Here is a 14,123-nt window from a genome sequence, read left to right as displayed (position 1 = left end):
ACGAGTCCGGTATGACCCCGGGGGGATCCCGACCAACGGCCGAAGGCGTTACCGCCGCGCGCTGATCCGTCCGGCCTCGACGTCGAAGATCTCGCCGAGCTCGCGTAGTTCGGCAAACGCCGCGGGATCGGCGCCGGTCAGCCATACCTGGGCACCGAGCGTGCCGAGCTCGGCGAACAAAGCGGTGCGGCGGCCGGGATCGAGATGGGCGACGATCTCGTCGAGCAGCAGCATCGGCACGATGCCGGTGGTCTCGGCGACCAGCGTCGCATGCGCGAGGATGAGGCCGATCAGCAGCGCCTTCTGCTCGCCGGTCGACGCGTCGCGCGCCGGCATGTTCTTCGGCGCGTAGACGACATGGAGATCAGTGAGATGCGGCCCGTCGAGCGTGCGGCCAGCCGCGGCATCGCGCGCGCGATTGTCGCGCAGCATCGCGCGGTAGCGGTCCTCGACGGCAAGCGCCGGCTCGCTCAGCAGCGCATTCTCCATCCAGCCGTCGAGCGCGATCTCGGCGGATGGGAACGCCGAGGCTTGTCCGCGCTGGCGCAGCATCGCAGCGAGCTTCACCGCGGTCTGGCCGCGGCTCGCGGCGACGGCGACCGCGAGCTCCGCAGTCTCGCGCTCGATCGCGCCACACCAGTGGTCGTCGAAATTGCGCACCTCGAGCAGCCGGTTGCGCGAGCGCAACGAGCGCTCCAGCGCCGACACGCGGCTCGAATGCTCGCTGTCGATCGCGAGCACCAGGCGGTCGAAGAAGCGCCGCCGCTCCGAGGCCGCGCCCATGAACAAGCCGTCCATCGCAGGCGTCAGCCACACCATGCGGATGTGGTCGCCGAAGGCGGCTGCCGAGCCGACCGGTTCGCGATCGATGCGGCAGCGGCGCGTGGTGTTCGCATCGCTGCGCGGCGGCTCGATGCCGGTGCCGAAGGTCGTCAGCCCCAGCGCCCCCTCGACCTCCGCCGAGACCGCCCAGGAGCCGTCGCCCTGGTTGTCGGCGACATCCTCGAGTGTCGCGCGGCGCAGGCCGCGTCCCGGCGCGAAGAACGAGATCGCCTCCAGGCAATTGGTCTTGCCGGCGCCATTGGCGCCGACCAGCGCAACCATGTCCGCCTGCACGCTGACGCTGGCAGCGCGATAGCTGCGAAAATGCGTCAGCGCGAGGCGGTGGATGCGGGAGGGGGTCATGGGGTGGAGTTGCAGGTCCAGTTCTGTCATTGCCGGGCTTGACCCGGCAATCCATCGTCCGCGTCAGCGGACGATTTCATCATAGAGATCGCGCCAGTCCGGATTGTTTGCGACGATCAAGTCGACCTTCCATTCGCGTGACCAGTGCTTGATGTTCTTCTCACGCTGCAATGCTGCGGCGATCGTCTCATGCGCTTCGAAATACACCAAGCGCTTGATGCCGTAGCGTCTGGTGAAGCTCTCGGCGAGTCCTTCGCGATGCTCATAGACGCGACGAACAAGATCGTTGGTCACGCCGACATAAAGCGTGCCGCCGGGCTTGCTGGCGAGGATGTACACCCAGTAGGCCATTTGTCGAGATGGATGGCCGGGTCAAGCCCGGCCATGACGAGTCAACTTAAAAGCTCGCAGCGGATCACTTGTCACACCCGCATGGGCATCAGCACGTACAACGCATTCCTGTTGTCGCGGTCCTGGATCAGGGTCGGCGAGCCGGGATCGGCAAGCCGGAGCACGGCGACCTCGCCCTCGATCTGGGCGGCGATGTCGAGCAGATAGCGCGAGTTGAAGCCGATATCGAGGGCATCCGCGGCGTACTCGACCTCGAGCTCTTCGGTCGCGCTGCCGGAATCCGGATTGGTCACCGACAGCACCAGCTTGCCGGGCGCCAGCGCCAGCTTCACGGCGCGGCCGCGCTCGGAGGAGATGGTGGAGACGCGATCGACGGCGGCGGCGAAATCGGCCTTGTCGACGACCAGCTCCTTGTCGTTGTTCTGCGGAATGACGCGGCCGTAATCCGGGAAGGTGCCGTCGATCAGCTTCGAGGTCAGCACCACCTGTCCCAGGGTGAAGCGGATCTTGCCCTGCGACAGCTCGATCCTGATCTCGCTGTCATTGTCCTCGATCAGCCGCTGCACCTCGCCGACGGTCTTGCGCGGCACGATCACGCCCGGCATCTCGGCGGCGCCGGCCGGCTGCGGCAGGTCGACCTGGGCGAGGCGGTGGCCGTCGGTGGCGACGGCGCGCAGCGTCGGCTGCTTGGCGGTGCCGCCGGCATGCAGATAGATGCCGTTGAGGTAGTAGCGCGTCTCCTCGGTCGAGATCGCGAACTGCGTGCGGTCGATCAGGCTCTTGATGTCCTTGGCCGGAACCCCGAAGGCGTGCGTCATTTCGCCCGCGGCGAGATCCGGGAAATCGCTCTCCGGCAGCGTCTGCAGGGTGAACTTGGAGCGGCCGGCGCGGATCGCGAGCACCGCGCGCTCGCCGTCGCTCTCCAGCACGATCTGCGAGCCGTCCGGCAGCTTGCGGACGATGTCGTAGAACATGTGCGCCGGAACTGTGGTCGAGCCCGCGGTGGCGGTCTCGGCGGCCAGGGTTTCCGTCACTTCGAGATCGAGGTCGGTTGCGCGCAGCGACAGCCGGGCGTTCTCGGCGCGGACCAGCACGTTACCCAGGATCGGGATGGTGTTGCGCCGCTCGACCACACGATGGACGTGGCCCAGCGACTTCAGGAGCTGCGCGCGTTCGACGGTCACCTTCATTGCACTTACCCGCCCGTTCCCAACTGATCTCGTCCTGGAATGCCGGCGGGCTAGAGCAGCGCCGCGGCCGATGGCACCTCGCGCCCGAACGGCGCTTGGCCAGCGTCCAGGAGCGTGAGGGGGAGGCGTAAAGTGGCGCGGATGAGGCTCAAGCGCAAGGGATGCGGAGCCGATTTCCCATGTTTCGGCAGGCTCTTCCGGGACCCGGAGGCAGGGGCCGAGCATGACGCCCGAGGGCAGCGTCGAGCCGCCGGGACAATGGCCCGGCTGGGGGCGAACCTTCTGTCCGCTCCCCTGGCCGTGCGTGCCCTCTAATCCTGCAGCTGGCGCTTCAGCGACTCGACTTCGTCGTTCAGCGTGACGTCCTTGCCGACCAGCGCCTCGATCTTGCGCACGGCGTGCAGCACGGTGGTGTGGTCGCGCCCGCCGAAGCGGCGGCCGATCTCGGGCAGCGAGCGCAGGGTCAGCGTCTTGGCGAGATACATCGCGACCTGGCGCGGGCGCACCACGTTGGCGGTGCGGCGCGACGACAACAGGTCGGAGCGGCTGACGTTGTACTGCCGCGCCACGACGCGCTGGATGTCCTCGATCTTGATCCGCTTCGGCTCCTGCGGGCGGACCAGGTCGCGCACCTCGCGCTCGGCCATGTCGAGTGTGACCGGCTGATTGTTGAGCTTGGAATGCGCCAGCAGGCGGTTGATCGCGCCTTCGAGATCACGGCCGTTATGGGTGATGGAGCGGGCGAGATAGTCGAGCACCGGCTCCGGCACGTCGAAGCTCGCATGATGGGCGCGGGCCGCCGCGACGCGCGACTTGAGAATGCCGAGGCGGAGATCCTCGCCCAAAGTTGCCATCTCGACGACGAGGCCGCCGGCAAGCCGCGAGCGGACGCGATCATCGAGGCTTTCGAGGTCGGACGGCGGCCGGTCGGCTGCGATCACCACCTGGCGCCCCGCGTCGATCAGCGCATTCAGCGTATGGCAGAACTCCGCCTGGGTGGATTTGCCCTGCAGGAACTGCAGGTCGTCGATCACCAGCACGTCGATGCCGCGCAGTGCTTCCTTGAACGCCAGCGCGGTCTGCGATTTCAGCGCCGCGACGAAGCCGTACATGAACTTCTCGGCGGTGAGGTACAGCACCTTGCGCTCGCCGCCGGCGTTGCCGGCCCAGGTGACGGCCTGGAGCAGGTGCGTCTTGCCCAGCCCGACACCGGCATGGATGTAGAGCGGGTTGAACATCACGGGATCGCCGCGGCGACCGTCGGCGACCTGGCGCGCCGCCGCATGGGCCAGCGTGTTGGCGCGGCCGACGACGAAGCTGGCGAAGGTCAGCCGCGGATCGAGCGGCGAGCCGCCGAGCGCATCATGGCTCGTGGCGAGCGAAGCCGCAGCCGACGCCGTTCGCGTGTCGGCGCTGGTCGCCGGCTTGGCGTCGCTGCGCTCGGCGCGGCGGGCTTCGACGGCGACGGGGGCTTCCTTGACCGGCGTCGCGCAGCGCATCGCGGTGCGAACGGACAGATCGATACGGTGCACCTCCGGCATCTCGGCCTGCCAGCACGACAGCACGCGCTCGGCGTAGTGCGCCTGGATCCAGCTCTTCAGGAAACGCGTCGGCACCGACAGATGAACGCTTTCGTCCTGGACGGCTTCGAGGTCCATCCGCGCAAACCAGCTCGTATAGACATCCTCGCCGACGGTCGAGCGCAGCCGACCCTTCACGCGAGACCAGCGTTCCTGTTCCGAATTTGTCATGGCAGTCGCAACTTTTCGAATTGAGTGGTGGTGTCGTGTGATCGCCGGGCAGGCGTCCCGTGGAAGGACGCGTCTCCCGCAGCGAGACCTCGAGCGGAGGCTCAACTCCAGACATGGCTTACCGTTCGGCGCGAGCGCCGTTGGGCTGATCAATGCTGGTGAAGAAAACTACTCCGCGAGGTCAGCGCATACTCGGACGAGCGGGAGGGCCGATGGCCGTGCTGGCGATGGCCGTGCTGGTCGTACCGGTCACTTCAGTGCCGACCGCCAAAGTGCCGACCGCCAAGGGTGCGTGATCCGGAACCAGCTTATGGTGTGTGCCCGCAATTTGTCCGTAAAGCATGCAACCTCCCCGCCCTGCCGTGATTGCTCACGGCAAGTTGTCATCCCAATGCCGCCGCGTCCGAACCCCAAGATTCAGCCGCACCGCCGTACATCCCGTCCAACTTGTCCACTCGGTGAGCGAAGCCGCCACGAGCTCCGGCCGGGTCGACCGATGTCGTATTTCTCTTGTTCAAAGCGGCGCAACGATGATGCTGCGCCCGAGAAATTTCGACAAAGTTCGGTCGTTCCCCATATTGCTATGGGTACAGATCCGGCCATCGCTTTGGAAAGCGTCGCCAACGCGCACACCGCCGCCGATTTGCACGTCCGCCCCGTTTCTAAAACCGCGCTGGTCTCAAGATCGTGGGCGCCGCGAGTGATTAAAGAAATACACGATGCGTCGGGACTCGCAATCCATAAGATCGGAGCACGCGTGACGAGTCTTCGCAGCGGTTGCGACGCGGTGTTGCGCGTTAAGAAAGCAACGTTTTGAATCATCGCGAGGAATCTCGGATGTGACAAACAACATCGTCTGCCCAAAATTTCTTCATAATTTTTTTATGTTTCGACCGGCCTCACCCGCTTTTCCAATCACTTGGTCGCGCTATGCGCTTAAGTCATTTTCGAGACGATGTTTTTCGCGATTGCCGGACGCGGGTAACTCCCGCGATGCGCGGTGCGTGACGTGAACGACGCGCCGCGCTCACTTGACATCGCTGCGCAAGCGCGACGCGCAGAGTCTTCGCTGTTTCAGGTGAGACAATATTGTCACCGCGTAAAACTACGGAACGTCACGTAGGACTACGGAACAATGTCAGGCGCGTATGACGTCGCGCATCCTCCAACACGCGCAGATCGCATTCGCGACGCGATATCGCCATCAAATAGAAGGCGCGGCGAGGAACGAATGTGCTCCGGCGCAATGCGCAAAAAGAAAAGCCCGGCGCGAGCCGGGCTGTTTGCATCTTGATAGTTCGCCAGTGGCGCGGTCGCGTTACTTCGCGAGCTTGGCGATCTGATGCGTGAGGCGCGACACTTTGCGGCTCGCGTTGTTCTTGTGAATGATGTTGCGCTGCGCGGCGCGCATCAGCTGCGGCTCGGCGTTGGCCATCGCCTTCAGCGCAGCCTCGCGGTCGCCCTTCTTGATGGCGTCCTCTACGGAGCGAACGGCGCCGCGCATCTGGGTGCGGCGCGACTTGTTGATGATGGTGCGGCGGGCAATCTTGCGCGTCGCTTTCTTCGCGGAGGTCGTGTTGGCCATGCTCTCAAATATCCTTCGGCGGCGAGCAGTCGCCGCTCTTGCGGGTACGCGCGCGGCCCGCTTGACGCGGCCCCATCGACGCGGTGGGTTGTTCGGACGCCTCTCTGAGAATGCCATGACCGGAGCGGATGCTCGGCGGATCGGCGCTGCTCAAAGAACAGCGGCGGCGGGATTGCGCCCACCGCCAATGGCGACCTTATAGGGGCAGGCCTGCCGAGCGTCAACGGTCTCGGAGCGCCCGCGGCGGCCGGAATCGACCAAAACCCGGTTCTAAGCCCCTGACGAGGTTGAATTTCTGCGGGGGCCCCGCTATGGCCTTGCTGCCCGCAAGGGCGTGCGAGAGAGGGCAGGTGAGGCATGATCCGCGGTTTTTTCCGTCTGGTAGGGCTGTTGCTGCTGGCCGGAAGCTTCATCTTCCTGGTCTATGACGGCGCGCGCTGGGTGGCCGACCAGACCCTGCAGTTCACCCGTTTCGGCCAGCTCTGGAACGACGTCCACCAGGCGAGCCAGGCCGCCTTCAAGGCCTGGATCGAGGCCAAGGCCCCGTTCTTGTGGGAGTGGATCGTCAAGGTGTTTTTGGACCAGCCGGTGTTTGCGGTGCTTGGATTGCTTGGAATCCTGCTGATGCTGCTGTTCCGGCCGCGCAAGCCGCTGATCGGCTATGGACGCGACTGAGCGCGGCGGTTCGTCTCGCTGCGCCGGCAGCTGTATGCTGGCAGCATGCCGCGGGAACCGCTGGCGCGGCGTAACAGCGCTACTGCTGGACCCGTAGAGCCCTATATATTCCCCCTGAGGAGAGGTCATCGCGCCGTGGGCCGTCCCGCGGGCGCTGGCCATGAGCGGAGACATCCCATGTTCTTCATGCGCAAAGCCCCTGTCATGCCGTCTGCCGCCGAGGCGCTGCCCGGCCGCACTCAGCCGATCCCGACCGCCGCCACGCATTTCGTCAACGGTCGCCGCCTGTTGCCGCCCTATCCCGACGGCCTCGCGCAGGCCGTGTTCGGGCTCGGCTGCTTCTGGGGCGCGGAGCGCAAGTTCTGGCAGCTCGGCGACGGCATCCACGTCACCGCCGTCGGCTATGCCGGCGGCCATACGCCGAACCCGACCTACGAGGAGGTGTGCTCGGGGCAGACGGCGCACACGGAGGTCGTGCTGGTGGTGTTCGATCCCAAGGTCATGTCCTACGAGCGGCTCCTGAAGACGTTCTGGGAGAGCCATGACCCGACCCAGGGCATGCGCCAGGGCAACGACGTCGGCACGCAATATCGCTCGGCGATCTACACGTTCAGCGATGCGCAGCGCGAGGCCGCCGAGGCGTCGAAGACGGCCTATGAGTCGGCGCTGCGTGCCAAGGGGCTCGGCGCGATCACGACCGAGATTGCTCCGGCGGGGCCATTCTATTTCGCCGAGGATTATCATCAGCAGTACCTCGCGAAGAATCCGGCCGGCTATTGCGGCCTCGGCGGCACCGGGGTCGCGTGCCCGATCGGTGTCGGCGTGAGCGCCTAGGCCAGCCGCGCGCTGGATCGCGCCGAATATTCTCGGGTCCCTCTCCCACGCGGTGGGAGGGGGATTTTTTTCGAACCGCCTTCACCGCGGCGCGCTTGCGGATGCACGGACTGCACGCGCCAACGGTTTGTTAACCTTAACCGCGCATGACTAACGCACATCCTCATTCAAGGATTGTTCGAGTGCGCGCGTTGTTTGTTCCGGTCATTGCCGTCCTGTCCGCGATCCTGTTGTCGGGCTGCATGCAGACGATCTCCCCCGTCGCTGCCGTCCAGCCGCAGAGCGATCTCGACGCGATGGCCTATGGAACGCCTTCCTCCGGCCCGGTTGCCGCCACCGGGCAGGGCGGGGCGATCCCGGCGCTGCGCAACTCGTTCGCTGCCGCCACCCGCGCGGGCGCCTATGTCGTTCCCGCCGGCTACGTGCCGGCGCGGCGCGACTCCGCCTATCATCTCGACGCCGGCGACAAGCTGCGCGTCGTCGTCTACGGCCAGGAGGGCCTGACCAACACCTATGCGATCGACGCGTCCGGATCGATCACGATGCCGCTGATCGGCAGCGTGCCGGCGCGTGGCCGCACCACCGCCGGCCTCGCCGCCGAGATCACCGCCAAGCTGCGCAACGGCTACATCCGCGAGCCATCGGTGGCGGTCGAGATCGAGGCCTATCGCCCGTTCTTCATCCTCGGCGAGGTGCAGGCGCCCGGCCAATACCCCTACGTGCCCAACATGACGGTGGAGAGCGCAATCGCGATCGCCGGCGGCTTCTCGCCGCGGGCGCGGCGCGACATCGTCACCCTGACGCATACCGATGCGTCCGGAGTCGCGCGCTACGAGGTTCCGCTCGGGACCTCGCTCAAGCCGGGAGATACGATCCAGGTCGGCGAGCGCTGGTTCTGATATCAGCACGTCTCGCCCGGCTACAGGGATACATTGCCGCCGAGTGGCGCGCTGCTCCATCCGCCGTCATTGCGAGCCAACGGGTCCGCGCACATGCGCGGCCCGATGACAGGCTCCGCGAAGCAATCCAGAGCGACACGCGCGACTCTGGATTGCTTCGTCGCTTCGCTCCTCGCAACGACGGTGGTGAGGTTCAGCGCAAATGCGTTCCGAGGAACGCGAGGCTACGGGTCCACGCCAGATCCGCGCTCGGCTTGTCGTAGCTCGCACGCTCGTCGCAGCCGAAGCCGTGCTGTGCGCCGGGATAGACGAAGATCTCGACGTCCGGCCGCTTGGCCTTGATGGTCTCGACGTCGGTCAGGGGGATGCCCGCGTCCTTCTCGCCGAAATGGAGCTGGGTCGGCACCGTCGGCTTGTCGTCGGCGAAGCGGACGATGGCGCCGCCGTAGTAGCCGACCGCGGCCTTCAGCCCGGTGAGCTTGGTCGCAGCCGCATAGGCGATGCTGCCGCCGAGGCAGAAACCGATGATGCCGACCGGCCCGACATTCCTCACGCCGTCGATTGCGGCCTGGGTGTCGCGCAAAAAGGCCGCCCAATCCGGATTGGCGACGAACTTGCGCGCGACCGCGATCTCGTCAGGCGAATAGCCCGAGGTGAAGCCGGGCTCGACGCGGTCGAAGATCGCCGGCGCGATGGCAACGTAACCTTCGGCGGCGAGGCGGTCGCAGACGTTACGGATGTGATGGTTGACACCGAAGATCTCCTGGATGACGACCAGCGCGCCCTTTGCAGTTCCCGTCGGATCGACGCGATAGGCGCCGAGCTGGAACCCGTCCGATGCTGTCAGCTTGATGTCCTGTCCCACGTTATGTCCTCTTTGCGGTCGTCAGGCGCCTGTCAGCGCCACATCCAGTTGGTGCCGTAGTCCTCTTTCCAGCCTGTCAGCCGTCCCCTGCGGAATTTCAGGTAGAGGCGGTGATGGTGCGGGACCAGTCCGCTGCCGCCGAGATTGCGCAGTGCCAAAAAGGTCTCGTTGCCGGGCGTGCCGTTCAGATAGATCAACGGCTGCTCCAGCACGCGCGATGTCTCACCGACATCCATGCCGAAGGCAAGCGGCGTGACATTGAATAACGTCGCTGTGAAAGGCGCGTCAGCGACGCCGGGCGTCTGCCCTGCCGCAGCAGGGGTTACGGCCGACAGGCTCGGCAGCATGGCCGCAGCCAGGCACCGCGTCATGCGTATGGATGGTCTCATGGGCTGAAATCTCTTCTCGCTGTCGGCGTTGGCTGCATCTCTTCTTAGCGTGCGCGGCGTCACGAGCCCAGCATCGTTCGCGCTGCACAACGCAAATGCCGTTTCATTTCGCAAGCCGGCGCTCAAATCCCGTTGCGTCGCCGTGGCAACGCGATCATTCTTATGATGGCTGGCATCTATCCGGTGGGTTCCAGCGAATCGATAAAACCGAACTTCGCCGTAAGCGAAGTCGCACGCCGGGCGGGGAAGAAACCACATGCCCAATCTCACCATCAACGGGCGGACCATGTCCGTCGACGCGGCGCACGATACGCCGCTGCTATGGGTCATCCGCGAGCAGTTGCAGATGACCGGCACCAAGTTCGGCTGCGGCGCCGGGCTGTGCGGCGCCTGCACCGTGCATGTCAACGGCGAGGCCGTGCGCTCGTGCCAGACCATGGTCGGCGACGTCGCGAACAAGAAGATCACCACCATCGAGGGGCTGTCGCAGAAGGGCGATCATCCCCTGCAGAAGGCGTGGATCGCCGAGCAGGTGCCGCAATGCGGCTACTGCCAGTCCGGCCAGATCATGCAGGCGGCCTCGCTGCTCGCCAAGACCACGAGCCCGACCAAGGAGGAGATCGTCGCACATATGGACGGCAATCTCTGCCGCTGCATGACCTATTCGCGGATCCAGAAGGCGATCCAGCGCGCCGCGTCCGAGATGCGCACCGCGTCGAACACCAGCGACCGGAGGGCGACATGAACCAGCACGTGAAAGCAGCGCCTTCGATGGCCCCCGATCTCAGCCGCCGCTCGTTCCTGGTCGGCACCGCCGCGACCGGCCTCGTGCTCGGTTACGCCGGCCTCGCCGACAGCGCACTCGCCGCCGCGGCGCCTGCAAACTTCGAGCCCAGCGTGTGGTACGCGATTGCGCCGGACGGCATCGTGACCGTGACCTGCGGCAAGGCCGACATGGGCCAGCACATTGCGTCCACCATGGCGCAGATCGTTTGCGAGGAGCTCGGCGCCGCCTGGAAGGACATGCGGGTCCAGCTCGCCTCCAACGATCCGAAGTTCAACGATCCCGTGCTCGGCGCCCAGATCACTGGCGGCAGCTGGAGCACGATGATGAACTTCGATGCCATGAGCCGCGCCGGCGCAGCCGGCCGCATCGCGCTCACCGAGGCGGCTGCGACCGCGATGGGCGTGCCGGCGAAGGAGCTCGTGGTGCGCGACTCCGTCGTCATGCATCCGAAGTCGAAGAAGCAGATGACCTATGCCGAGATCGTCAAGAGCGGCAAGATCACCAAGAGCTTCACGCCTGACGAATTGAAGGCGCTGACGCTCAAGACGCCCGATCAGTACACCATGATCGGCGTCTCGGTGCCGCAGCTCGACATTCCCTCCAAGACCAACGGCACGGCCAAATATGGCATCGATACGATGCTGCCGGGCATGGTCTACGGCAAGGTCGTCACGCCGCCGGTGCGCTTCGGCGCCACCGTCACGGCGGTCGACGATTCCGAGGCGAAGAAGGTGCCGGGCTTCATCAAGGCGGTGACGCTCGACGACAAGACCGGCTCGACCTCGGGCTGGGTGGTGGCGGTCGCCAACACCTATGCCAATGCCAGGAAGGCGGCGGACGCGCTCAAGATCAGCTACGACAAAGGCCCCTACGCCAATGTCAGCACCGACACCATCATCACCGAGGCGATGCGGCTGCAGGCGCAGGACGATGCCGGGCAGTTCTTCGTCAAGGACGGCGATCCCATTGCAGCGCTGTCGGGCGCGGCCAAGGTGCTGGAGGCGGAGTACACCACCAGCATCAACATCCATGCGCCGCTGGAGCCGATGAACGCGACCGCCGAGTTCAAGGGCGACATCCTGCACATCTACTCCGGCAATCAGTTCGCGACCCGCTCCGGCGCGATCGCGGCGGGTGCTGCCGGGATCGATCCGAAATATGTCGTGATGCACCAGGCCTGGCTCGGCGGCGGCTTCGGCCGCAGGCTCGACGCCGACATGATGGTGCCGGCGGTGCAGGCGGCCAAGGCCGTGGGCAAGCCGGTCAAGGTGATCTACTCCCGCGAGAACGACATGACGATGGACTACTCGCGGCCGCTCACCTACCAGAAGGTCAAGGCCGGGCTCGACAGCAACGGCAAGCTGATCGCGCTCAGCCACGACGTCGTCTCGGCCTGGCCGACGGCGCGCTGGGGCATCCCGGACTTCCTGTCGCCCTCGGTCGACAAGAAGGGCCCGCTCGACTCGTTCACGGTCAACGGCGCCGACTTCTTCTACACCGTGCCCAACCACCATGTGCGCGCGATCAAGAACGAGCTCGCGCACAATGCGACGCCGTCCGGGCAATTGCGCTCGGTGGCGCCGGGTTGGACGTTCTGGGCGGTCGAGAGCATGATCGACGAGATCGCGGTGGCCTCCGGACAGGACCCGGCGCAGTTCCGCATCGCGCTGCTCGACGGCAAGGGCAAGAACGACGGCGGCGCACAGCGGCTGCGTAACACGCTGCTGGCGGCGATGGGCCTGTCCGGCTACGGCGCGAAGAAGCTGCCGAAGGGCGAGGGCATGGGCGTGTCCTGCGTGTCGTCGCAGGAGCGGGCGACCGCGAGCTGGACGGCGTGCGTCGCCCATGTCGCGGTGGCTGACGACGGCGCGGTCACGGTGAAGAAGCTCACCGTGGCGACCGACGTCGGCACCCAGGTGCATCCCGACAACATCCGCGCCCAGGTCGAGGGCGCGGCGCTGTGGGGGCTGTCGCTGGCGATGTACGAGAAGGCGACGTTGAAGGACGGCGGCATCGAGCAGACCAACTTCGACAGCTACACGCCGCTGCGCATGAGCCAGGTGCCGGAGGTCGCGATCGCCGTCATCGCCAATGGCGAGAAGGCAACCGGCGTCGGCGAGCCCGCGGTGACCGTGGTCGCGCCGGCGCTCGGCAACGCCATCTACAACGCCTGCGGTGCGCGGCTGCGCTCGCTGCCGATCACGTCGGCGGCGGTCAAGGCGGCGATGAAGGCCTAGCGTCGTCGCGCGGCCAGCGCCGTATCTGGGAACCGCCGGAGCCAGTCTCCGGCGGTTGCTTTTTGCGCTGCGGTCAGGTCTCCGCGCCGGACGATTTGACCAATTCCCTTAACCTCTCGCTCACCTGAAACGATACAGCTTGAATGATCGGCTTAAGCCGCGACGAACCCGTATCCCGGTAACTTGCATGAGCAGCAAACCGCAGGGGGCGAGCACGTATGAGCGCGACAGCCAAGCAGACCGTGACCCAGACCGCGAACAGGCGCCATCTCCTGCTCGCGTCGGATCGCGGTGACCAGAGCAGCGAGCTGGCGCGCATCCTGCGCTCGGTCGGCGACGTCGACATGATGCCGACCACCGAAATCCCCGAGAACCCCGGCAACCGCTTCTCCGGCGTGATCGTCGACATCAACCTGCGCTCGCCGGAGAGCGTGCAGCGGGTGCGCAAGAAGCTGTCGTCGCGCGCCTATAGCGAGGTGCCCCGGCTGTTCGTGCTGGCCGAGGCGCTGCACCACGCCACCATGCAGGCGTGGGCGCTCGGCGCCACCGACACCATCGCGCGGCCGTTCAGCCCCGCCGATGTGCTGCAGCGCATCCGCTCGGCGCTCCCCGCCGACGACGGCTATGACGAGACCGATCGCGGCAAGCTGCTCAATCGCGGCGTCGAGGCCGCGCAGGCCATCATGGTCAAGATCTTCGAGAAGCTGCCCACCGGCGCGCATCTGACGATGGAGGACATCGTCGCGGCCGAGAACAAGATCCTGAAGGCGATCAAGCACTCGTCCTTGCGCGAATGGATGACCGTGGTCGGCTGTCACCACAACGACACCTACCGGCATTGCCTGTTCGTGACCGGGCTTGCGGTCGGCTTCTCGATTCATCTGGGCATGCGCGACGACGATCAGCGCCGGCTGGTCCGCGCGGCGCTGCTGCACGACGTCGGCAAGGCGTTCATTCCGGTCGCGATCCTCGACAAGCAGGGCAAGCTGACGGCGGAGGAGATCGCGCTGCTGCGCCAGCATCCGCGACGCGGCTACGAGGCGCTGTGGCGGCAGGGCGGCTTCCCGCCGGAGATGCTCGACGTCATCCTGCATCACCACGAGTTCCTCGACGGCTCCGGCTACCCTGACGGGCTGCACAACGAGCAGATCAGCGACATCGTGCGTCTCACCACGATCGTCGACATCTACGCCGCGCTGATCGAGCACCGCGCCTATCGGCCGGCCTTCACCCATGCCCGTGCGTTCCAGATCATGGAGAACATGGGCCCGAAGCTCGACCAGCAACTGCTGCAGGCGTTTCGCCCGGTCGCGATGGGCGCGCATTGACGCGATCGCCTGAGAGCGCATCCATCGCCCGGCGGTAGCTGCTCGAC

At 65.9% G+C, this 14,123-nt stretch carries 14 protein-coding genes; 7 read left to right on the top strand and 7 right to left on the bottom strand.

Annotated elements, in window-relative coordinates:
* Window positions 1–48 precede the first annotated feature (48 nt).
* The 4 genes from recF to dnaA all read right to left on the bottom strand — a co-directional run bounded on the left by recF (window position 49) and on the right by dnaA (window position 4,477).
* A complete protein-coding gene (recF, locus tag QW845_RS23445; protein ID WP_315803890.1) occupies window positions 49–1,185 on the bottom strand; it encodes a DNA replication/repair protein RecF in 1,137 nt (378 codons plus the stop codon).
* 63 nt (window positions 1,186–1,248) lie between these two features.
* The gene (locus tag QW845_RS23440; protein ID WP_315803889.1) at window positions 1,249–1,536 is read right to left on the bottom strand and encodes a GIY-YIG nuclease family protein; all 288 of its coding nucleotides are present in this window, start codon (window positions 1,534–1,536) and stop codon (window positions 1,249–1,251) included.
* Between the two features lie 71 nt (window positions 1,537–1,607).
* Window positions 1,608–2,726, bottom strand: coding sequence for a DNA polymerase III subunit beta (dnaN, locus tag QW845_RS23435; RefSeq protein WP_315803888.1), 1,119 nt, complete (start codon window positions 2,724–2,726; stop codon window positions 1,608–1,610).
* Between the two features lie 311 nt (window positions 2,727–3,037).
* On the bottom strand, window positions 3,038–4,477 hold the full coding sequence (dnaA, locus tag QW845_RS23430; protein WP_315803887.1) for a chromosomal replication initiator protein DnaA: 1,440 nt from the start codon (window positions 4,475–4,477) through the stop codon (window positions 3,038–3,040).
* 496 nt (window positions 4,478–4,973) lie between these two features.
* On the opposite strand from dnaA, the gene QW845_RS23425 reads away from it, so the two are divergent.
* Window positions 4,974–5,294, top strand: a complete 321-nt coding sequence (locus QW845_RS23425) for a hypothetical protein (RefSeq protein ID WP_315803886.1) — start codon at window positions 4,974–4,976, stop codon at window positions 5,292–5,294.
* Window positions 5,295–5,795: 501 nt separating this feature from the next.
* Here the strand turns inward: QW845_RS23425 and rpsT are convergent.
* Window positions 5,796–6,062 (bottom strand): 30S ribosomal protein S20, encoded by a 267-nt coding sequence (gene rpsT, locus QW845_RS23420; RefSeq protein WP_012047584.1) that lies wholly within the window; start codon window positions 6,060–6,062, stop codon window positions 5,796–5,798.
* A gap of 357 nt (window positions 6,063–6,419) precedes the next feature.
* Here rpsT and QW845_RS23415 point away from each other — a divergent pair, with 357 nt between their 5' ends.
* The 3 genes from QW845_RS23415 to QW845_RS23405 all read left to right on the top strand — a co-directional run bounded on the left by QW845_RS23415 (window position 6,420) and on the right by QW845_RS23405 (window position 8,470).
* On the top strand, window positions 6,420–6,737 hold the full coding sequence (locus QW845_RS23415) for a hypothetical protein (protein WP_315715027.1): 318 nt from the start codon (window positions 6,420–6,422) through the stop codon (window positions 6,735–6,737).
* 177 nt (window positions 6,738–6,914) lie between these two features.
* Entirely contained in the window at window positions 6,915–7,571 is a 657-nt protein-coding gene (msrA, locus tag QW845_RS23410; RefSeq protein ID WP_315803885.1) for a peptide-methionine (S)-S-oxide reductase MsrA, read from the top strand.
* Between the two features lie 182 nt (window positions 7,572–7,753).
* Window positions 7,754–8,470, top strand: coding sequence for a polysaccharide biosynthesis/export family protein (locus QW845_RS23405; RefSeq protein WP_315803884.1), 717 nt, complete (start codon window positions 7,754–7,756; stop codon window positions 8,468–8,470).
* A gap of 193 nt (window positions 8,471–8,663) precedes the next feature.
* Here the strand turns inward: QW845_RS23405 and QW845_RS23400 are convergent, their stop codons facing one another.
* On the bottom strand, window positions 8,664–9,335 hold the full coding sequence (locus QW845_RS23400) for a dienelactone hydrolase family protein (protein WP_315803883.1): 672 nt from the start codon (window positions 9,333–9,335) through the stop codon (window positions 8,664–8,666).
* 32 nt (window positions 9,336–9,367) lie between these two features.
* On the bottom strand, window positions 9,368–9,682 hold the full coding sequence (locus tag QW845_RS23395) for a hypothetical protein (protein WP_409997958.1): 315 nt from the start codon (window positions 9,680–9,682) through the stop codon (window positions 9,368–9,370).
* Between the two features lie 298 nt (window positions 9,683–9,980).
* Between QW845_RS23395 and QW845_RS23390 the strand changes: the two genes are divergently transcribed.
* From QW845_RS23390 to QW845_RS23380, 3 genes are all read left to right on the top strand, one after another.
* Window positions 9,981–10,469 carry a (2Fe-2S)-binding protein gene (locus QW845_RS23390; RefSeq protein ID WP_315735504.1) on the top strand — a complete coding sequence of 163 codons (489 nt, stop codon included), beginning with the start codon at window positions 9,981–9,983 and terminating at the stop codon, window positions 10,467–10,469.
* Window positions 10,466–12,748: a xanthine dehydrogenase family protein molybdopterin-binding subunit gene (locus tag QW845_RS23385; RefSeq protein WP_315803882.1), complete on the top strand. Its 2,283-nt coding sequence runs from the start codon at window positions 10,466–10,468 to the stop codon at window positions 12,746–12,748. The genes QW845_RS23390 and QW845_RS23385 overlap by 4 nt, the downstream gene beginning before the upstream one ends.
* Window positions 12,749–12,966: 218 nt before the next feature.
* The gene (locus QW845_RS23380; protein WP_315803881.1) at window positions 12,967–14,076 is read left to right on the top strand and encodes an HD-GYP domain-containing protein; all 1,110 of its coding nucleotides are present in this window, start codon (window positions 12,967–12,969) and stop codon (window positions 14,074–14,076) included.
* Window positions 14,077–14,123: the final 47 nt, after the last annotated feature.

Source organism: Bradyrhizobium sp. SZCCHNS3002 (genome assembly GCF_032377435.1).
Taxonomy (GTDB): Bacteria; Pseudomonadota; Alphaproteobacteria; order Rhizobiales; family Xanthobacteraceae; genus Bradyrhizobium.
This window is presented reverse-complemented; position numbering and strand designations above follow the sequence as displayed.